This is a genomic window from Plantactinospora sp. ZYX-F-223 (assembly GCF_039649625.1).
Taxonomy (GTDB): Bacteria; Actinomycetota; Actinomycetes; order Mycobacteriales; family Micromonosporaceae; genus Plantactinospora.
In genome coordinates, this window is sequence record NZ_JBDJAV010000008.1 from 96,101 (window position 1) to 115,609 (window position 19,509).

Below are 19,509 nucleotides of genomic sequence, written 5' to 3' on the forward strand. Positions count from 1 at the left end.
GCGAACTCCCCGCCCGCGCGACCGCCAGCGGCTCGCCGGAGCCTCCGGCCGGTGGCCGCGGCCGGGCGGCACCACCGGAGGTGGCCAGCACGTCCCTTCGACACCGTAGGAGGACGGCATCTCCGCTACCTGCACCAGATGCGGCCGGATCGCCGCCGCTGGCGACCGCTACTGCGGCGGCTGCGGCACCGAGCTGACCCCGACCTGTCCGCAGTGTGACCAGCCACTCGCCGCCGATGCCGCGTTCTGCACGGCCTGTGGCAAGCCCCGGCCCGCCCAGCCCGGCCGGCCGGCCCCGATGTCCCAGGAGGACCGGCGGCGGGTCAGCGTACTCTTCGTCGACCTCATCGACTTCACCCCGTACGTCGAGCGGGCCGACCCGGAACTGGTCCGGGGCATGCAGACCGCCTTCTTCTCGGCGGCCCGCCGGGTCATCGGCCAGTACGGCGGGGTGGTGGAGAAGTACATCGGCGACGCCGTGATGGCACTGTTCGGGGCGCCGGTGGCGACCGAGACCGACCCGCTGCGCTGCGTACGCGCGGGCCTGGAGTTGCAGCGGGTGCTGACCCGGTTCACCCCGACCGGTGCCGACCACCTGCGGTTCCGGGTGGGGGTGGCGACCGGTGAGGCGCTGGTGGACGTGGCCGCCGCCCGGGACGGCGGTCAGGCCATCGTGGCCGGTGACGTGGTGAACACGGCGTCCCGGATGCAGTCGGTGGCGCCGCCGGGCGGGGTACTGGTCTGCGGCACCACCTACGCGCTGACCCGGGACGCGATCCGCTACTCGGAGCAGGCGCCGGTGACGCTGCGGGGGCGCTCCTCGCCGACCGAGGTGTGGTTGGCGCTGGCTCCGGTGGACCGGCAGCCGCCGGACCGGGAGCCGGACACCACTCCGCTGATCGACCGGGAGCACGAGCTGGGGCTGCTGGTCAACGCGCTGCACCGGTCCATCCGGGACCGGCTGCCGCAGATGGTAACGGTGCTCGGGCACGCCGGCATCGGCAAGAGCCGGCTGGTGCGGGAGCTGTTCCGGCACATCGAGCGGCTGACCGACGAGCCGTTGACCTGGCGGGTCGGCCGCTGCCGGCCGTTCGGCGAGAACGTCACGTTCGCCGCACTGGCCGACATCGTCAAGGCCGAGGCGGGGATCCTGGACACCGACCCGGCGCCGGTCGCCACCCGCCGGCTGGAGTCGGCGCTGGTCGAGCTGGTCGGGCCCGGGCCGGCGGACCGGTTGATGGACGCGCTGCGCCCGGTGGTCGGGCTGCCGGGGCCGACGCTGCCGGCGGAGGAGTCCGAGTCGGCCTGGCGGCGGTTCCTGGTCGCGCTCGCCGCCCGCCAGCCGACCGTACTCGTCTTCGAGGACCTGCACTGGGCCGACGAGGCGATGCTGAACTTCGTCGAGTTGCTCGGGGCGTACGCGCAGAACGTGCCGCTGCTGCTGCTCTGCACCGCCCGCCCCGAGCTGGTCAACCGGGAGCCGAGCTGGGCCGGCACCATCACCGGCTCGATGAGCGTGACCCTGCCGCCGTTGCGGGACACCGGCATCGCCTCGCTCTACGGGCACATCTTCGGCCAGGCCGCCTTCTCGACCGACATGCTCAGCCCGCTGGTCGAGGTCGCCGACGGCAACCCGCTCTACGCCCATGAGTATGTCCGGATGCTCATCGAGCAGGGCGCGCTGCGCCAGTCCGGCCGGGGCTGGTCACTGGAGAAGCAGCACGACCTGGCGATGCCGGACTCCGTGCACTCGGTGATCGCCAACCGGGTGGACCTGCTGGACGGTCCCGACCGGATGGTGCTGCTGGCCGCCTCGGTGGTCGGCATGCAGTTCTGGCCGGGCGCGGTCGCGGCGGCGCTCGGCCAGCCGGTCGAGTCGGTGGAGCGGGCGCTGCGCCGGCTGGAGCAGCGGGACTTCGTGCACGAGCAGGCCACCTCGGCGATGGCCGGCCAGCCGGAGTTCCGGTTCCGGCACGTGCTGGTCCGGGACGTCTGCTATCAGCGGCTGCCCCGGACCGAGCGGGTCGCCCGGCACGACCGGACGGCGGACTGGCTGGACGGCATGTCCCGGGGCCGGGACACCGACCTGGCCGAGGTGCTGGCCCACCACCGCTGGGCGGCGCACGAGATCGCGCACACCCTCGGGGTGGACACCGAGCGGTACGCTCCGCCGGCCCGGGAGGCGCTGCACCGGGCGGCCCGGCGGGCGTACGCGCTGCACGCGCTGGACGCGGCGGCCAACCACGCCGGCCGGGCGCTCGGGCTGGCCGACGACAGCGACCCGGTCGGCCGGCTGCACCTGGAGCTGCTACTCACCGAGATCTCCTACTTCCGGGACGGCACCGCCTTCCTGGCCGGCGGTGGCACCGACCAGTTGCACGCGCTCGCCGACCGGCTCTTCGCGTACGACGAGCCCGGCGGCGCGGCCCGGGCCTGGACGCTGCTCGGCAAGGCCGCCTGGCTGCGGGCCGACCGGGCCGAGGCGCTGTCCTGCCTGGACCGTGCCGTCGAGCTGTTCGACGCACTGCCGGACACCGCGCAGAAGGCGGACGCCTACGCCGAGCTGGGCCGGCTGCACATGCTCAACTACGAACGCGACCCGGCGGTGGCCGCGGCGGGCGCGGCGGCCGACATCGCCGAGCGGCTCGGCCTGGTCGAGACCCAGACCGACGCCCGGATCACCGTGGCGACCGCCCGTTACCAGTCCGGCGACCGCGCCGGGCTCGACGAGCTGCACACCATCCTGCGGTTCTGCCAGGACCACCAGCTCGTGGTGCTGCCCCGGGTGGTGCGCAACCTCTCGCACGTGATGCGCGAGGAGGGCGACTGGATCCGCGCCGACGAACTGGTCGCGTCCTGCCCGGCGCTGGCCGAGGCCGAGGCGCTGTCGACCGGCGGCTCGGCGGAGGCGGTGCGCGCGTACTACGAGGGTGACGTCGGGCGGCTGCTGACCGTGGCCGACGGTTTCGTGGACACCCCGGCCGGCCGCTGGGACATGCAGGTCCGCGGGATGCGGGCGTACCTGCGGGTGCTGCGCGACGAGCCGGTGCCCGCCGGCCGCCCCGGAGTGGCCGCCCCGGACGACGTGACGGACGCGCTGGAGACCGCGCGGCGCAGCGGCTTCCACCGGCTGCACTGGAACATGCTGGGCCTGGGCGCGCTGTGCCGGGCCCTACAGGGGCGTACCGGGGAGGCGGCGGAGCTGCTCGACGAGCTGGCCGAGTCGTGGGCGACCGTGCCGGCCCTGGCCAGCGGGGAGTGGATTCCGGCCGCCTCGTACGCCGCCGCGCTCACCGGCCGGGACTCGGCGGTACGCGTCCGGGAGATGCTGGACGCGCTCACCCACTCCACGCTCTGGGTGGAGGCGGCGGTGCGTACCGTGACGGCCGCGTTGGCCAGCGCGGACGGCGACCATGCCCGGGCCGGGCAGCTCTACATCGCGGCGGCGGAGAGCTACGCGCGGATCCCGGACCTCACCGACCGGATGGTCGGACTGGCGCTCGCCGCCGGTGAGCTGGCGAGGGCCGGTGACGACCCCGCCGCCGAGGTGGCGCTGGCCGAGGTACGCGGCTTCGCGCTGCGCAACCGGGTGCCCGGCCTGCTCCGGGTCGGCCACGCTCCACCGGCCCAGAACGCCAGCACCCCGATGCTCGCCTCCTGACCCACCGGCCGCCTCCGCCTCTCCCCCGGATCGGCCTCAGCTCAGGCGGCCAGCGAGTCGGTGGGCGACTCGGCAACCACCGCGCCGGCCGTCGCCTTGAGCTGCTGGTTCTTGATCTTCTGGGCGTAGATGTCGACGTACTCCCGGCCGGAGAGTTCCATCAGCTCGTACATGATCTCGTCGGTGATCGCCCGCTCGACGAACCGGTCGCCGGACATTCCGGCGTAGCGGGAGAAGTCCAGCGGACGGCCGAACCTGATCTTCACCCGCTTGATCTTCGGCAGCAGCTTCCCGGGCGGCTGGATCTCGTCGGCGTTGAGCATCACCACCGGGACGACCGGGGCACCGCTGTCCAGCGCGAGCCGGGCCACCCCGGTCTTGCCGCGATAGAGCCGGCCGTCCGGCGAGCGGGTGCCCTCCGGGTAGATCCCGGCGAGGTTGCCGGCCCGCAGCACCTTGAGCTGGGTGTCCAGCGCGGCCTGCGCGGCCCGCCCGCCGGAGCGGTCCACCGGGATGGTGCCGGTACCCACGAAGAACATCTTCACCAGCCAGCCCTTCAGCCCCTTGCCGGTGAAGTATTCGGCCTTCGCCACGAACGTCACTTTTCGCTTGACCATCAGCGGCATGAAGATCGAATCGGAGAACGACAGGTGGTTGCTGGCGATGATCGCCGGACCGGAGTCGGGTACGTTCTCCCTCCCCTCGACCTGCGGCCGAAAGATCAACTTCAGCCAGGGCCCGAGGATGACGTACTTCATCAGCCCGTACAGCACCAGTGTCCTTCCCGAGAGTCCCGCGCGTCCCCACGTCGGCCGCCGAGGAGGGCAACGATACGGGTACGCGTCGTGCCGGGCGTCGATGGCCGCAGGCGGGAACTGTCGGCAAGAAGCCTACGAAGCGGGTACGCCGCGCCACAACGCACTCCCGCAACCCGTGCCCGCCGTGTCACGATTCATTGCACGGCACATGCGGCGCAGCGACGGTCGGCAACACGGCCGGGCGCGCCACGGGCCGGTAGGGAGGGTGTCGGGGTGTCAGCGGGTGGCGCCCGCCGGGGACGGCGGGACAACGGGCTGGAGGCGACGGAATACGCCGTCGCCGGCGACGTGGACCCGCGGCTGGGCGAGCACCTGCTCGACGTGCTGGCGGCGGGCGGTATCGCCGCCTACCTGCAACCCTCGGCCGACCTCAATCCGGTGACCCGGACCACCACCGTGCCGCCCCGCCCGGTGGACCGGCTGTATGTCGACCGCAGCTTCCTGGCCACCGCCCGGGACTACCTGACCCAGCTCGCCGACGAGGACCCACCGGGCCAGCCCCCGGCACCCCGACCCGACCCCGACCCGGACCCGGACGTGGAGGCGGAGTGGGCCCGGATCGTCGCCGGGTACCACACCGAGGTCGCGGCGGAGGGCCGGTCCTGGCCGGCCGCCGAGGACCTCGCGGTCGGCGAGCCGACCGACCGGGCCGCCGGGACGACGACCACCCGCCCGGGAGCCGACCTGCCGGGGCCGGCCGATCCGGCCGTACGCCGGCTGCCGTCCGCCACCGACATCTCCGGGATCTCGGTCGGCGGCCGGGCCGACGACCCGTCGCTGCTGGACGGGCTGGACACCTTCGGCGCGGACCTGCCGGACGACCCGGAGGAACGCTACGTCCCGCCGCCACCGCCGCCGCTGCCCCGGCTCTCGAAGTACGCCGTGGTCGGGGTGCTGGCCATCGTCGCCGGCTTCGCGCTCTTCCTCTTCCCGCACCTGCTCCCGATCGACCGGGGCCTGGTCACCATGCTCGGCTTCGCCGGCATCCTCACCGGTTTCGTGACGCTGATCTGGCGGCTCCGGCCCGGCAACGAGGAGGACGACGACCCCGACGACGGAGCGGTGGTCTGAGCCCTGCCGTCCAGATCGCGAGATTCATCACCCCGTGGAGGCAAGGCGTAACACTCGCGTAATTTCGCGTCAGTAGGAATACTGCTGTAAGTTACCTTCCCCTCACGACTACCCCGATCGCTCCTATTCGCGGTGGTCGCCTCGCCCGGAACGAGGTGCCCGATTGCGACAGAGTTCCCTCGTGGTGGTGGCCAACCGGCTGCCCGTCGACGACAGCGTGGCGCCGGACGGCGCCTGTGAATGGCGCCGCAGCCCCGGTGGGCTGGTCAGCGCACTGCACCCCCTGCTCCAACACACCCCGGCGACCTGGGTGGGCTGGGCCGGCGGCACCGGTCCCGCCCCCCTGCTCGCCGACATCGACGGCGTACGCATGCACACGGTGCCGCTCGCCGGCGACGACGTACGGGACCACTACGAGGGCTTCGCGAACTCGACGCTCTGGCCGCTCTACCACGACGCGGTGGAGCAGCCCGTCTACCACCGCCGCTGGTGGGAGGCGTACCAGCGGGTCAACCAGCGGTTCGCCGAGGCCGCCGCGGAGGCCGCCGAGCCGGGCGCCGTGGTCTGGGTGCAGGACTACCACCTGCAACTCGTACCCGGCCTGCTCCGGGCCATCCGCCCCGACCTGCGGATCGGCTTCTTCATGCACGTGCCGTTCCCGCCGCCGGAGCTGTTCATGCAGCTCCCCCGCCGGGCCGAACTGCTGCTCGGGATGCTCGGCGCCGACCTGGTCGGCTTCCAGCGCCCGCAGGCGGCGCACAACTTCGCCCAGCTCGCCACGAAGGTGCTCGGGCTGGCCGCCACCGACCGGCGGATCGCCGTGGACGACCGGGTGGTGCGGATCGGCGCGTTCCCGGTCTCCATCGACATGGCCGAGATGGAGGCGCTGGCCGGCCGCCCGGACGTGGTCGCCCGGGCCGCCCGGATCCGGCGGGACCTCGGTGATCCCCAGCAGATGCTGCTCAGCGTCGACCGGATGGACTACACCAAGGGCATCGAGCAGCGGTTGAAGGCCTACAGCGAACTGCTCGCCACCGGGCACGTCAAGGTGCGGGACACGGTGATGGTGCAGGTCGCGGTGCCGAGCCGGGAGCGGGTCGAGCAGTACCAGGTCCTCCGGGACCGGGTCGAGCGCGAGGTTGGCCGGATCAACGGCGAGTTCGGCCGGGTCGGTGAGCCGGCGATCCACTACCTCACCCAGCCGTTCGACCGGGCGGAACTCGCCGCGCTCTACCGGGCCGCCGACATCATGGCGGTGACCCCGCTGCGGGACGGGATGAACCTGGTCGCCAAGGAATATGTCGCGGCCCGGGTCGACAACGGCGGTGCGCTGCTGCTCAGCGAGTTCGCCGGTGCCGCCGCGGAGTTCCCGGAGGCGTTCCTGGTCAACCCGCACGACCTGGAGGGTCTCAAGCTGACCCTGATGCACGCGCTCCAGGCCATCCCGGCGGACCTGACCGCCAGGATGACCGCGATGCGCGGACAGTTGCGGGTCAACGACATCCGGGCCTGGGCCCGGTCCTACCTGACCGCGCTCGACCAGACCGGCCACCTCGTCCAACGGCTCACCCCCACCTGACCGGCGATGATGATCCGGGAGTGTTCGGCCCGCCATGGCGAGCACAACGCTCCCGGATCATGCGTGGGACGTGTCAGCCGGCGGGGTCCTTGTCGAGCCAGTCGAGGATCGCGTCGATCGGCTCCCGCCACCGGGCGTCCAGCATCATGTCGTGCCCCATGCCCGGAAAGAGCAGCGGGGCGACGCCGTACCGGCCGGCCGTCCGGGTCAGCGCCGCCGGCGGCACCACCCGGTCGTCCGGGCTGCCGACCACCAGCATCGGCGGCCTGCCCACCGCCGGCTCGACCGGCCGCTGCCGGAGCAACTGCCACTGCGCCCGGGCCGAGGCCCGGCCGAGTCGCGCGGTGTATTCCCGGGCCGCCGCGTCCGGCAGCTCCCGGCTGAACAACTGCCGGTGGTGCAGCCGCAGCCGGCCACCGAAGACCGCCGGCAGGGTACCGGCGGGGTTGCGGCGCAGCGCGGTGCCCAGCGTGCCCCAGCCGCCGAAGACCGGCGCGACCAGCACGCCGGCCCGGGCCGGATAGCGGGCCAGCGCGTGTGCCACCACGAGCGCGCCGGCACCGTGCCCGACCAGCACCGCCTGCCGGTCCAGGCCGGTGGCCACCTGGACCACGTCGTGCGCGTACGCCCGCAGCGTCGCCTTCGGCGCCGGACCGCTGCCGCCGTGCCCGCGCAGGCTGACCGCGTGCGCCGGGAAGGCCCGCGACGCGGCGTGTTCGAGCCAGTGCTCGGCAAACGCCCACGCCCCGTGCCCGAACCCGGGTACGAACAGCAGGGGTGGCTTGCCCTCCGGCGCCTCCGGCGTGGCGGCGCGTACCTCCCGGAACACCGCCGGCACCGGACGGGTCCAGTCCCGCACCCGTACGACCCGGGTATTCACGCCGCCACCTCCAGCTCGTCCAGGGTGCGCTGCAACACGCGCAGATAGTCGATGTGCCCGATCTCGAACCAGTGCCGGGTGCTCTCCTTCACCTTGGCGGAGTGCCACCGGTTGCCGGCCTCGGCGTCGACCCGGGCGGCGAAGGAACGGGCCCGTTCCGGTGCCGTCTCGCGCAGCCGGAGCCAGCGGGCGATCACCACGGCCTGCCAGTGCACCAGCGGCAGCAGGCCGGAATCCGGCTGGAGCAGGCCGGCCACGGCGAGCGTCGGATGCCGCCGGGGGAAGGCATTGAGATACAGGGAGGGTCGACCCGACGCGTCGGTGCCGAGCAGCTCGGGCGCCAGGAACTCGAAGCGCGGCAGGTAGCCGGTGGCGAAGACCACCAGGTCCGGCTCGATCTCCTGCCCGTCGACCAGGGTCACGCTGTTGCGGCGGAACCGGCCGACGTCCGGCACCGGCGTGATCGAGCCGTGCCCGAGCTGGTAGACGAGGTGGCTGTTGACGATCGGATGGGTCTCGAAGACCCGGTGGTCGGGGCGGGGCAGCCCGAACCGGGTCAGGTCGCCCACGGTCAGCTTCAGCACCCGGTGGAAGAGCCACTGGCGCAGCCGCAACGGCAGCCGGTACGGGGCGAGCGAATCGTTGACCTGGTCGGCCGGGCGGCCGAAGGCGTACTTCGGGGCGTACCAGTAGCCGCGCCGGGTGGAGTGCCAGCACTTGGCCGCCTGCTGGCCGGCCTCGACCGCGATGTCGCAGCCGGTGTTGCCGGCCCCGACCACCAGTACCCGCTTGCCACGTACCTGGGTGGCGTCCTTGTACGCCGACGCGTGGATCACCTTGCCCCGGAACTCGTCCAGCCCTTCGTACGCCGGCATCTTCGGTGCCCAGTTGTGCCCGTTGGCCACCACCACGGCGGCGTACCGGGAGGTGCGCTCGGCGCCGTAGCCGCCGGTACTGCGGGTGGTGACGTCCCACCGGTCCCCGTCGGCCGGCTCGACCCGGACGACCTCGGTGCCGAACCAGATGTGCGGCCGCAGGTCGAAGTGGTCGGCGTAGTGCTCCAGATAGGACAGTAGCTGGCTGTGGTGCGGATAGTCCGGCCAGCTGTCCGGCATCGGGAAGTCGGGATATTCGGTCAGGGGACGGGACGAGATGAGGTGGGTGCTGGCGTAGACCGGGCTGCGGTCGTGCCGCCAGTTCCAGGCCCCGCCGACCCCGGTCTCCCGTTCGTAGCAGTCGACGCCGAAGCCGTACTCCTTCAGGTTTTTTATCGCGGTGAGGCCGCTGGCCCCGGCGCCGATCACGCAGACGGTGCCGTCCCGGTCGTAGACCGGGCGTCCGTCCCGCCAGAGGGTCGCGCCCGGGTCGTTGCTCTCCTGGTCGCTGAAGGTGGACACCGAAGAATCTCCTTTTGTCCGGCACGAGTGCCGACGTGCGGGGGAATCCTCTCGGCTGCCGCCGCCCTTGTCCAGCCCAACGCGCGCCGTTGTGCGCGATCCTCGGCGACGCCGGCATGCTCCGGCAGGAGGAGGTCGAACGCCACCTGGCCGACCGGCTCAAGCGGCAGGAGATCTTGACCCGGGACAACCCCCCGCAGTTGTTCGCCGTGCTGGACGAGGGGGTGCTGCACCGCCCCGTCGGCGGGCCGGCGATGATGCGGGACCAGCTCCAGGCACTGGCCAAGGCGACCGAGGAGCCGAACGTCTGGGTGCACGTCGTCCCGCTGACCGTCGGCGCGTACCCTGGGTTGAACGGGCCGTTCGTGGTGGCCGTCGATGCCGACAACCGGCTCACCGGCTATCTCGACAACCAGTTGCACGGCGACGTGGTCGAGAGCGCCGAAGAGGTGGCCGCGCTCCAGCTCGTCTGGGAAGCCGTCCGGGGTCAGGCACTTCCGCAGCGGCAGTCGACCGACCTGATCGTGAAGGTGGCGGAGACATGGCTCTGACCGGCGCGCAGTGGCGCAAGAGCAGCCGGAGCAGTGGCAACACCGGCGACTGCGTCGAGGTCGCGGACAACCTGCCGGGCATCGTCGGGGTCCGGGACAGCAAGGACCCGACCGGCCCGGCCCTGACCTTCGACCCCGCCGCCTGGCGAGCCTTCGTCACCGAGGTCGCCGCCCGGCGGTGAGCCGGGGTCGCGGGCAGCAGATGGGCTGATCTCCCGCTGTCGCGGGTATCAGTACCGGTGATCGCCGTCGCCCCCTGGCCGGCCCGCAACCAGGTCCGCTACCCAGCGGTGGCCAGTTCGTCGGCTGTGGCAAGACGGAGATGGGCGACCGCGTTTGTCAGGTCCACCTCGGGCACGGAGCGGGCGTCGGCCGAGATCACGATCAGAACCGCGTCCCGGTGGAGAATGTGCTCGACGTTGTCCAGGTCCACCCTGCGCCAGTGGTTGTCGCCGAGGCGCTCGCATGGGGCACCGCCGGAGTCCAGGTCCGAGGTGACCTGCCAGTGGTACGGACCGCAGGCGTCCGGCGGAGCAAAGTCCGGCGGCGCCGGCAGCACTACCGATCTGATCTCCCGTCGATCCCGCAACGGATCCTCATGAGGTGAAAGCCGCGCGGCGAACGCGGTCGAGTCCTGGACAGGATAGGCCGACTGCAGTGGATAGCCCGGAACCTCCGGTATCCACAGCGGCACCTGTACCCTGGCGAGTTCTTTCCGTCGTTGCTCCCGGCCGGCAGCGGCATCCCAACCGGGCAACAGCGGAAGCGGGGCGATCAGCCCGAGCGCCACGACGACGCGTACCGCCCAGTGCGAGCCGACCCCGACCAGCGGCACAGCCAGCGCGAACCCGGCGACTCCGAGCAGTGCTCCGAGCCAGAGCGGCGGCGCGGGAGTACCGGCCACGCGAGCCTCGTAGACCTGCAACAGGAGCAGCGTCAGAACGGCCCCGACCGGGACGACCAGCAGGGCGCGGCGGAGACCGGCAACGCGCAGCGCCAGTGCGGCCAGGCCGAGCAGCACAGGCAGACCCACCAGCAACTGGAACGGCCAAGTGCCCAGACAGGAAAAGATCTGGCCCGGATCCGGTTCACAGGCCCTGGCCAGTGCGCTCTGCCGTCGCCAGAACGCGGTACCCCCGGCCGCCAGGGCCGCTCCAGCCAGCGCGGCCATGATCAATTCAAGTGCCTGCCGGCCTGGGTTCACGTCTGCACCGGCGGGATGGCTCACCTCGGTCTCGCTTACCGACATGGCAACACCGAACCATGCCAGAGCCGCCCGAGCATGGGCTTGGATACTCAGTGCCCAGCCAGCGGCGGACTGGGGCAACCTGGAGCTTGGTTGCGGCGGCCAAGGCCACAGGGTGGTCGAGTCGAGCCATCAGTACCGCATCCGAGCTGCCCGGACATGTCGGCCCGGCCCCGCGACAGTTCCAGGTGACCCTCGGGCATCACGGTGGAAACGATGCCGCCGGATGGTGGACGAGGACGTGCCCTGGGACACTCGGCGCCGTGTTGCCCACCATCACGTTGCGGAACATCGGGACCGCCGCCATCGTGGTCGGACTGCTCGTCGCCCTCCTCACCCTCGGTACCAGCACCGACCGTCCGTTCGTGCTGGCCGTGCTCCTCGTGCTCGTCGGTACCGGCCTACGGCTGGAGGCCGCCATCCGGGCGCGAAACGTACGCCCCCACGACGCCGGCCACTAACGGGGCAGGATTCAGCCGGCGGCCGGCAGCAGCAGGTCGGCGCGGATCGGGAAGTGGTCGCTGGCCCGCCGGGTCTGCTCGGTGTCCACCACGTCGTAGCCGAGCACGCTGATCCGGGGGTCGACGAAGAGCGCGTCGATCCGGTCGCGCGGTTGTCGGCAGGGGTAGGTGAACCGGGACTCGCCGCCGGCCACCACGGCCGCGTCGGTCAGCCCGTCGGCCACGGTACGCCAGGCGCCGCCGCCCGAGTTCTCGTTCAGGTCCGCCCCGACCACCACCGGCAGCCGCGTCGCGGCCAGTTCCTGCTTGAAGAGCATCGCCTGCCCGGGACGCTCGGCCGGGTCGGTGGAGAGGTGCGAGCCGGCCAGGGTGAACCGGGAGGCGCCGATCCCGCACTCGGCGAAGACCCCGCCGCGCATGTGCCGGCCCGGCGTCAGCGGAAACTGCCGGCACCAACTCTGGTAGACCCGGACCCGGAGGCTGGTCAGCAGCAGGTTGCCCAGGGCCGGCAGGCCGCCGCCCGCGACCACCAGACCGAGCCGGTCGGCCAGGGCCGCGCACTTGTGCCGCCAGCGGAACCGGCGTGGCGCCTCCTGCACGATCACCACGTCCGGCTCCATCGCCCGAACCGCCTCGGCCAGCGCGTCGACGTCGTCGCGCTGGCCGTGCACGTTGTAGGAGAGCACCCGAAGGCGCACCGGTGATGCCTCCGCGCCGGAGGACTGCTGCTGACCCACGCCGTACCCCTTGCTCTGCTGTTGCCCGGGCCGCGTGCCGGCCCGGCTAGCGGCGCCGGGCCAGGTCGGCGGCGCCGACCATGCCGGCCGAGTTGCCCAGCTCGGCGGGGCGGATCTCGGCCACCGGAATCTTGGCACGCGCGGCGAGAGCTTCCATGAAGGACCGTCGGGTCGGGCCCATCAGCAGGTCACCGGCCTCCACCACACCGCCCCCGACCACCAGCACCTGAGGATCGAGGATCTGCGCCATGTCGGCCAGCCCGATGCCGAGCCAGTGCCCGATCTGCGCGAAGGCGGTGCCGGAGACCGGGTCGCCGGAGCGGGCGGCGGCGGTCACCATCGGGCCGCTGATCGCGTCGACGTCGCCGCCGGCCAGGTCGAGCAGGATGGTGGCCCGGGCCGGCTCCTGCCGGGCACCGGCCCGGGCGAACCTGACCAGGGCGTTGCCGCTGGCGTACTGCTCGATGCAGCCGAGCCGGCCGCAGCCGCAGACGTGCCCGTCCGGTACCGAGAGCATGTGCCCGAGTTCGGCGGCGATGCCGTGCGCGCCGCGCAGCAGCTCTCCCCCGAGCACGATGCCGCCGCCCACGCCGGTACCGATGGTGAACAGCACCATCGAGTCGTCGGCGTCCCGGGCCGCACCGTACCGGAACTCGGCCCAGGCGGCGACGTTGGCGTCGTTCTCCACGATCACCGGCAGCCCGACGGCGTTGCCGACAAAGTCGCGCAGCGGTTCGTCCCGCCAGGCGATGTTCGGGGCGAACAGCACCGTCGACCGGTCGGCGTCGATCCAGCCGGCGGCGCCGATCCCGACGGCGTCCACCTCGTGCTCGGCCGCCAACTCCTTGACGACCTCGACGATCACGTCGCGGGTCCCGGCCACGTCCTCGGCGGGAGTGTCCCGGCGTATCCGCGCCCGCACCTCACCGTCGACGTCGACGACCCCGGCGGCCACCTTGGTACCCCCGACGTCGACTCCGATGGTCAGCGTCACCGAGCCGCTCCCCTCTGCCACACCGCACCCTCGCGGTCACTGTCCCGCCACTGCCGCCGTACCGTGCCGTTCCCACCCGGCGACCGGCGGACCCGTCCCGGCGGTCAGCCGTCCTCGCCGGGCGCGGCGTGCTCGCCGGAACCGGTGGCGACCGGTCCCTCCGGGGTCCGCGACGCGGGTACCGGTGGTCGTCCGGTGGCCGGTGACGCGGCGGGCCGGGCCTGTTCCGCCCCGGCCGGGGTCGCCCGGTCCGGACCGGTGGTCGTCCCGGTCTCCCGGGTTCCGGCCTCGGCACGGGTGGCGGCCGCCCAGACGTCGTCCTGCTCGCCCGCCGGCCACGAATCATGCCTGGTACTGGTCGCTTCGCGCCACACGGTGTCGCGCCACGGGCCCGGTACGTCGGCCGACCGGGTCCCGCGCGGGTCGGAGGGGCTGGTGGGAGCCGTCCGGGTGGCGGCTGCCCAGTTGTCCCCGGTCACGCCGTCGCCGGTCGCCGGGCCGGCGGTACGGGCCGCACCGGTGCGGCGCCCGGCGGGGTCGGTGACCGAGGAGAGGGCGCGCAGCAGACTGGCCACGCCGGCCGCGAAGTCACCGGCCCCGGTGGCCAGCCGCTCGGCGAGTTCCGGACTCGGATCGCGGAGTGCGGCGACCGACCGGCAGACCGGGCAGACACAGCATTCGGGATCACCAGTGGCGAAACCGGCCCCGAACGACGCTCCGGCCCCGGCTCCGTCCGGCTGCGCCGGCCCCTCGCCGACCGGCGGCCCCGGGTGGTCGGCGGGCGGCGGCCCGTCCTGGGTACGCGGCGCGGTGTCGTCGGTAGGCGGCGTACCCGGGGTGGCCGCTCCCGGCCGGCTCGGTCGGGGCACCACTCCGGTCTGGTCCAGTACCTCGGAGATCACCTGGCCGAGCGGGCCGAAGGCACCCGCCCGGTCCCGGGCCTCCGACGCGGCCGACCGGGCCATCGCGAGCGCGGCGGCGACCAGCCGCTCGGCCTCCTCCCGGGCGGAACCCGGATCGGGCGCTCCTCCGTACGAACCACTGTCTCCCATGATCGGCTCCTCTGCGCCCGCCTCGCTCCGGGTGAGCCCGGCATCCCGCCCGGTGCGGTCACCGCACTCCGGACGGCCGTCCCGCCCGGACCGTCACCGCGTTCCGTCAAGAGTTTCCACCCGCCGCTTGAGCTGCGTCAGCGCGGCGTCCATGATCATCTTCTCGGCCTTGCGCCGGAACATCCCCAGCATGCCGACCGACAGCTCGACCTCCAGGGTGTAGCTCACCGTCGAGGTGCCGTCCCCGTTGTCCTCGATGTCGTACGACCCGTTCTGGACCTTCTGCATCCGCGAGGGCTCCACCAGGTGCCACTCGATCCGCGAGATGTCCTCGGCGTACTCGTACGCCAGGGTGTACTCGTCGGTCATCACCGAGGCGTCCAGCACGAACCGGACCCGGGCCGGGTAGCCGTCCTCGTACTCCTCGACCACCTCGACCCGCTTGACCGCGTCGGCCCACTCCGGATAGCGCGGGAAGTCGCAGATCACCGCTGTCACCTCAGACGGCGGTGCGGCGATGACGATGGACTGGGTGGAGGAATCCGCCATGCCCGGCAGGCTACCTCGCAGCGGGGTGACTCCGGCTGAGCACCTCGACCCATTCATGCCCACTCGACCCACCTGGCCGGGCGGTCCCGTTCGGTCGAAGGTAGGTTGCGGGTAGTCCGACCGGCCGAGCTGGCCGGGTCGATACGAGCACGAGGGAGTGCACGTGCGCGAGTTCTCGGTTCCCCCAGCGGTCACGGTCGGGGACGCGGCCAACCTCACCGACCCGGTCTGGGACAACGCCGAGGAGACCCCCGACAGCGTGCAGTTCGTCCGGCGGGCCGTCGACGCCGCCGGCCGGCAGGACGGCTGGACCGACGTGACCTGCCGACAGTTCCGCGACGAGGTGGTCACGCTGGCCCGGGGACTGATCGCCGCCGGGATCAACCCGGGTGACCGGGTCGGCCTGATGAGCCGCACCCGGTACGAGTGGACCCTGATCGACTACGCGATCTGGGCGGCCGGCGCGGTGACCGTGCCGATCTACGAGACCTCCAGCCCGGAGCAGATCGCCTGGATCCTCTCCGACTCCGGGGCGGTGGCCTGCGTGCTGGAGACCAACGGACACGCGATGGCGCTGGCCGGGGTCCGGGACCGACTGCCGAAGCTGGAGCAGGTCTGGCAGATCGAGGTCGGCGGCATCGACGAACTGGTGGCGCTCGGCGCGCGGATCGACCCGGCCGAGGTGGACGTGCGGCGTCAGGCGGTCAACGCGGCCGACCTCGCCACCATCATCTACACCAGTGGCACCACCGGACGCCCCAAGGGCTGCGTACTGACCCACCGGAATCTGCTCTCCGACATCTGCAACGCCATCCCGGTCCTGCCGAACCTCTTCAACGAGGGCGCCTCGACACTGCTCTTCCTGCCGCTGGCCCACTCGTTCGCCCGGCTGATCCAGATCGGCACGGTCCGGGCCCGGGCGACCGTGGCGCACAGCGCCGACGTGAAGAACCTGGTCGACGAGCTGAAGGAGTTCAAGCCCAGCTTCGTGCTCTCGGTGCCGCGGGTCTTCGAGAAGGTCTACACCGGCGCGGTGCAGAAGGCGACCGACGAGGGCAAGGGCAAGATCTTCGCCAGCGCCGAACAGGTGGCTATCGCGTACAGCCAGGCCCTGGACACCCCGTCCGGACCGGGCCTGGGCCTGCGGCTGCGGCACCGGGTCTTCGACCGGCTGGTCTACCGCAAGCTCCGGGCCGCGCTCGGCGGGCGCTGCCAGAACGCGATCTCCGGCGGCGCCCCGCTCGGCGCCCGGCTCGGGCACTTCTTCCGGGGCGTCGGGGTGCTGGTCTACGAGGGGTACGGCCTGACCGAGACCTCCCCGGCGGTGGCGGTGAACCTGCCCGGCGCCACCCGGATCGGCACCGTCGGCCGTCCGCTGCCCGGGGTGACCATCCGGATCGCCGACGACAACGAGATCCTGATCTCCGGTGACGTGGTCTTCCAGGGCTACTGGAACAACCCCGAGGCAACCGCCGAGGTACTCACCCCGGACGGCTGGTTCCACAGCGGCGACCTGGGCGAACTCGACAACGACGGTTACCTCTGCATCACCGGGCGGAAGAAGGAGATCATCGTCACGGCGAACGGCAAGAACGTCGCCCCGGCCGTGCTGGAGGATCAGATCCGGGCGCACCGGCTGGTCAGCCAGTGCATGGTGGTCGGCGACCGGCGGCCCTTCGTCGCCGCGCTGGTCACCGTCGACGAGGAGGCGCTGCCGGGCTGGCTGCGTGAGCACGGCCGCCCGGACGGCACTGGAGTGGCGCAGCTCCGGGACGACCCGGAACTGCGCGTCGAGATCCAGACCGCCGTGGACGAGGCGAACCGGGCGGTCTCCCGGGCCGAATCGATCCGGGAGTTCCGGATCCTACCCCGGGACTTCACGGAGGCGACCGGCGAGTTGACCCCGTCGATGAAGGTCAAGCGGAGCGTCGTGGAGCAGACATACTCGGCGGAAATCGCCGAGATATACGGCAACTGACTACCATCCGTCAGGTGCCCGCCTCGACCTCCGGTCTTCCCCGTCCGCACCCGCTCGCGGCGGCGGCGCGGGTCGTCATGCTCGCGCTCGTCGCGGTCCTCACGCTGATCGCCACCCGGGAGCCGGGCCAACTCCGCTGGGTCGCCCTGCTCGCCGTCGCCGGCATCCCGGCGGTGGTCGCCCCCCGGCACCGGGTGCTGGCCCCGCTGGGCCGGTTCGCCGAGGTCGTCCTGGTGGGGCTGGCCGCCGGCCAGGTCGCCGCGGCGGCGAACATCGGTACCCCGATGCCCGGGGTCGGCGCGTCGGCGATCCTGCCCTACCTCGCCGTACCACTCACCGTGGCGGCCCTGCAACGGCGGATCCGGGAGGGCATCTGGCTGATCGTGGTCGCCGCGCTGACGCTGGTGGTCAGCGGCGTCTTCACCGCCGGCGACGGCGGGCCGCAGATCAGCCAGGTCGGCTACCTGACCGTGGCGGCCCAGTGGGTGATCCTGGCCGCGCTCGGGCTCTTCGCGGCGGGTTCGCTGCAACGGATCATCCAGGCCCGCGGCGAGCCCCGGCCGCAGCCGTACACCGAGGCGACCCGGCTGCTGACGCAGTTGCGCAGCGTCGCTCGACAGCTACCCGGAGCCACCCTTGATCCGGGCAGCATCTCCGAGCACCTCATCGAGGAGTTGCGCGGGGTCACCCGGGCGGACCGGGCGGCGGTGCTCTCGGCCAGTGGCGGCGGCCGGCTGGTCGTACTCGCCCAGGCCGGGGTGGACCGGGTCGACTGGGAGACGACGCTGGACGCCGACTCGGCGATCGCCGACGCCTGGGCCAGTCAGCAACCCCAGACGGCACACCGGTCACAGGCCCGCTCGCACTCCGGCGGCGAGGTGTCGGCGCTGGTCGTACCGCTGGTCGCCGGGGTACGGACGGTCGGCCTGGTCACCCTGGAGGCCGACGTCGCGGGCGCCTATCCGCCGCCGGTGGTGGCCCAGGTGACCGCGCTGACCCGCCCGGCGGCGCTCCGGCTGGAGGCGGCGCTGCTCTTCGACGAGGTACGGTCGCTGGCCACCAACGAGGAACGGCAGCGACTGGCCCGGGAGATCCACGACGGGGTGGCCCAGGAACTGGTGATGGTCGGCTACGGCATCGACAACGCCCTGGCCAGCCTCCCCGAGGAGGCCAAGGAGACCGGCGAGGAACTGCGTACGCTGCGCGGCGAGGTGACCCGGGTGATCACCGAGTTGCGGCTGAGCCTGTTCGAGCTGCGCAGCGAGGTCGACCGGCACGGCGGGCTCGCCGCCGCCATCGCCGAGTACGCCCGCACCGTCGGCGCCTCCGCCGGTCTGCGGGTGCATTACACGCTCGACGAGTCCACCGCACGGTTGCCGGCGGCCACCGAGGCGGAGTTGCTGCGCATCGCGCAGGAGGCGATCACCAATGCCCGCAAGCACGCCGGAGCGTCGAATCTTTGGGTCACCTGTGCCGTGGACCCCCCATTCGCCCAAATTGAAGTGTCGGATGATGGTCAGGGCATCGCTGACCAGCGGCCCGATGGCAGGTATGGTCTTGCGATCATGGCGGAGAGGGCGGAACGTATCCGGGGCCGGCTAGAGATCAGTCCGCGACACCCCAGCGGCACGACGGTGGCAGTGGTGCTCGGAACCTCGCCCCGGCGCGATAACGTGCGCGATAGCGTCACCGCATCAGAAGGGGAGTAACCCGAGCATGACCACCAGCCCCACGCCGACCACTCGGACCAAGGTCCTGCTCGTCGACGATCATGACCTGATCCGTAAGGGCCTGCGGCACGCGTTCGAGCGGGACCGGCAGTTCGAGGTCGTCGGCGAGGCCGCCACCGCCGCCGAGGGGGTCCGCCAGGCCGGCGCCCTGCAACCCGATGTAGTGATCATGGATCTCCGCCTTCCCGACGGCAGCGGACTGGAGGCGACCCGGGCGCTGCGCAAGTCCAGCGCCACCATGGGGATCGTGGTGCTCACCATGTACGCGGGCGACGACCAGCTCTTCGGCGCCCTCGAAGCCGGCGCGAGCGCCTTCGTACCCAAGACCGCCCCCGCCGACGAGGTCGTCGCCGCCGCCCGGCACGCGGCCTCCTCACCGAGTGCGTTCACCGCCGCCGACCTGGCCGAGGCGATGAAGCGCCGGCTCGCCCCGTCCGGCCCGCAGCTCTCGCCCAGGGAGGGCCAGGTGCTGCGCCTGCTGGCCGACGGGATGAGCGTCGCCGGCATCGCCAAGCAGCTCTTCGTCAGCGAGTCGACGGCCAAGACGCACATCTCCAAGCTCTACGAGAAGCTCGGCGCGGCCAACCGGGCCCAGGCGCTGATGACCGCGCTCCGGCTGGGCCTGCTCGAAGCACCGGACGCCCCGAAGTTCTGACCGTCGGCCGGTGAGTCGCCGGGCCGGATGCCAGCGCCGTGGTCGCCGGTGTCCGGTAGCCGGCGACCCGCCCGCCGCCAGGCGCCCGGCGAATCCGTGCCACAGCAGGCCCATGGCCCGCATCCGCCGCAGAAGGTTCCTGCTGGCATC

The 19,509-nt window shown here is 72.4% G+C and carries 17 protein-coding genes; 9 read left to right on the forward strand and 8 right to left on the reverse strand.

Annotated elements, in window-relative coordinates; genetic code table 11:
- Positions 1-118 precede the first annotated feature (118 nt).
- Positions 119-3,661, forward strand: a complete 3,543-nt coding sequence (locus AAH979_RS10580; RefSeq protein WP_346258007.1) for an adenylate/guanylate cyclase domain-containing protein — start codon at positions 119-121, stop codon at positions 3,659-3,661.
- A 41-nt stretch (positions 3,662-3,702) separates the two neighbouring features.
- Here AAH979_RS10580 and AAH979_RS10585 read toward each other — a convergent pair whose 3' ends face one another.
- Complete coding sequence (locus AAH979_RS10585; RefSeq protein WP_346257899.1) at positions 3,703-4,434, reverse strand: lysophospholipid acyltransferase family protein; 732 nt, start codon at positions 4,432-4,434, stop codon at positions 3,703-3,705.
- Between the two features lie 258 nt (positions 4,435-4,692).
- On the opposite strand from AAH979_RS10585, the gene AAH979_RS10590 reads away from it, so the two are divergent.
- Both AAH979_RS10590 and AAH979_RS10595 read left to right on the forward strand, forming a co-directional pair.
- Positions 4,693-5,550: a DUF308 domain-containing protein gene (locus AAH979_RS10590; RefSeq protein WP_346257900.1), complete on the forward strand. Its 858-nt coding sequence runs from the start codon at positions 4,693-4,695 to the stop codon at positions 5,548-5,550.
- A 163-nt stretch (positions 5,551-5,713) separates the two neighbouring features.
- Complete coding sequence (locus AAH979_RS10595; protein ID WP_346257901.1) at positions 5,714-7,129, forward strand: trehalose-6-phosphate synthase; 1,416 nt, start codon at positions 5,714-5,716, stop codon at positions 7,127-7,129.
- 73 nt (positions 7,130-7,202) lie between these two features.
- Here AAH979_RS10595 and AAH979_RS10600 read toward each other — a convergent pair whose 3' ends face one another.
- Positions 7,203-8,009 (reverse strand): alpha/beta fold hydrolase, encoded by an 807-nt coding sequence (locus tag AAH979_RS10600; protein WP_346257902.1) that lies wholly within the window; start codon positions 8,007-8,009, stop codon positions 7,203-7,205.
- Complete coding sequence (locus AAH979_RS10605; RefSeq protein WP_346257903.1) at positions 8,006-9,406, reverse strand: NAD(P)-binding domain-containing protein; 1,401 nt, start codon at positions 9,404-9,406, stop codon at positions 8,006-8,008. The genes AAH979_RS10600 and AAH979_RS10605 overlap by 4 nt, the downstream gene beginning before the upstream one ends.
- A gap of 116 nt (positions 9,407-9,522) precedes the next feature.
- On the opposite strand from AAH979_RS10605, the gene AAH979_RS10610 reads away from it, so the two are divergent.
- Positions 9,523-9,957, forward strand: a complete 435-nt coding sequence (locus AAH979_RS10610; RefSeq protein WP_346257904.1) for a DUF5753 domain-containing protein — start codon at positions 9,523-9,525, stop codon at positions 9,955-9,957.
- Complete coding sequence (locus AAH979_RS10615) at positions 9,948-10,139, forward strand: DUF397 domain-containing protein (protein ID WP_346257905.1); 192 nt, start codon at positions 9,948-9,950, stop codon at positions 10,137-10,139. Before AAH979_RS10610 ends, AAH979_RS10615 begins: the two co-directional genes overlap by 10 nt.
- A gap of 98 nt (positions 10,140-10,237) precedes the next feature.
- Here the strand turns inward: AAH979_RS10615 and AAH979_RS10620 are convergent, their stop codons facing one another.
- Positions 10,238-11,284 carry a hypothetical protein gene (locus AAH979_RS10620; RefSeq protein ID WP_346257906.1) on the reverse strand — a complete coding sequence of 349 codons (1,047 nt, stop codon included), beginning with the start codon at positions 11,282-11,284 and terminating at the stop codon, positions 10,238-10,240.
- Between the two features lie 182 nt (positions 11,285-11,466).
- Between AAH979_RS10620 and AAH979_RS10625 the strand changes: the two genes are divergently transcribed.
- Positions 11,467-11,664 (forward strand): hypothetical protein, encoded by a 198-nt coding sequence (locus AAH979_RS10625; RefSeq protein ID WP_346257907.1) that lies wholly within the window; start codon positions 11,467-11,469, stop codon positions 11,662-11,664.
- Between the two features lie 11 nt (positions 11,665-11,675).
- Here AAH979_RS10625 and AAH979_RS10630 read toward each other — a convergent pair whose 3' ends face one another.
- The 4 genes from AAH979_RS10630 to AAH979_RS10645 form a co-directional block, all read right to left on the reverse strand.
- Positions 11,676-12,401 (reverse strand): endonuclease/exonuclease/phosphatase family protein, encoded by a 726-nt coding sequence (locus AAH979_RS10630; RefSeq protein ID WP_346257908.1) that lies wholly within the window; start codon positions 12,399-12,401, stop codon positions 11,676-11,678.
- A gap of 46 nt (positions 12,402-12,447) precedes the next feature.
- On the reverse strand, positions 12,448-13,395 hold the full coding sequence (locus AAH979_RS10635; protein WP_346257909.1) for an ROK family glucokinase: 948 nt from the start codon (positions 13,393-13,395) through the stop codon (positions 12,448-12,450).
- 104 nt (positions 13,396-13,499) lie between these two features.
- Positions 13,500-14,447 carry a hypothetical protein gene (locus AAH979_RS10640; RefSeq protein ID WP_346257910.1) on the reverse strand — a complete coding sequence of 316 codons (948 nt, stop codon included), beginning with the start codon at positions 14,445-14,447 and terminating at the stop codon, positions 13,500-13,502.
- A 93-nt stretch (positions 14,448-14,540) separates the two neighbouring features.
- Positions 14,541-14,996, reverse strand: coding sequence for an SRPBCC family protein (locus tag AAH979_RS10645; RefSeq protein ID WP_346257911.1), 456 nt, complete (start codon positions 14,994-14,996; stop codon positions 14,541-14,543).
- A gap of 163 nt (positions 14,997-15,159) precedes the next feature.
- Between AAH979_RS10645 and AAH979_RS10650 the strand changes: the two genes are divergently transcribed.
- Genes AAH979_RS10650 through AAH979_RS10660 form a run of 3 tightly spaced genes read left to right on the forward strand, consistent with a single transcriptional unit; the run spans position 15,160 to position 19,359 of the window.
- Positions 15,160-16,974, forward strand: coding sequence for an AMP-dependent synthetase/ligase (locus tag AAH979_RS10650; protein ID WP_346257912.1), 1,815 nt, complete (start codon positions 15,160-15,162; stop codon positions 16,972-16,974).
- Positions 16,975-16,988: 14 nt separating this feature from the next.
- On the forward strand, positions 16,989-18,683 hold the full coding sequence (locus AAH979_RS10655) for a GAF domain-containing sensor histidine kinase (protein WP_346257913.1): 1,695 nt from the start codon (positions 16,989-16,991) through the stop codon (positions 18,681-18,683).
- A 7-nt stretch (positions 18,684-18,690) separates the two neighbouring features.
- Positions 18,691-19,359: a response regulator transcription factor gene (locus tag AAH979_RS10660; protein ID WP_130460771.1), complete on the forward strand. Its 669-nt coding sequence runs from the start codon at positions 18,691-18,693 to the stop codon at positions 19,357-19,359.
- The last annotated feature ends 150 nt before the right edge of the window (positions 19,360-19,509 follow it).

What these genes read in the sequence shown, in the direction of transcription:
- AAH979_RS10640 (WP_346257910.1), bottom strand. Translation starts at nt 14,447, where the DNA reads ATGGGAGACAGTGGTTCGTACGGAGGAGCGCCCGATCCGGGTTCCGCC.
- AAH979_RS10615 (WP_346257905.1), top strand. Translation starts at nt 9,948, where the DNA reads ATGGCTCTGACCGGCGCGCAGTGGCGCAAGAGCAGCCGGAGCAGTGGC.
- AAH979_RS10610 (WP_346257904.1), top strand. Translation starts at nt 9,523, where the DNA reads ATGCTCCGGCAGGAGGAGGTCGAACGCCACCTGGCCGACCGGCTCAAG.
- AAH979_RS10645 (WP_346257911.1), bottom strand. Translation starts at nt 14,996, where the DNA reads ATGGCGGATTCCTCCACCCAGTCCATCGTCATCGCCGCACCGCCGTCT.
- AAH979_RS10660 (WP_130460771.1), top strand. Translation starts at nt 18,691, where the DNA reads ATGACCACCAGCCCCACGCCGACCACTCGGACCAAGGTCCTGCTCGTC.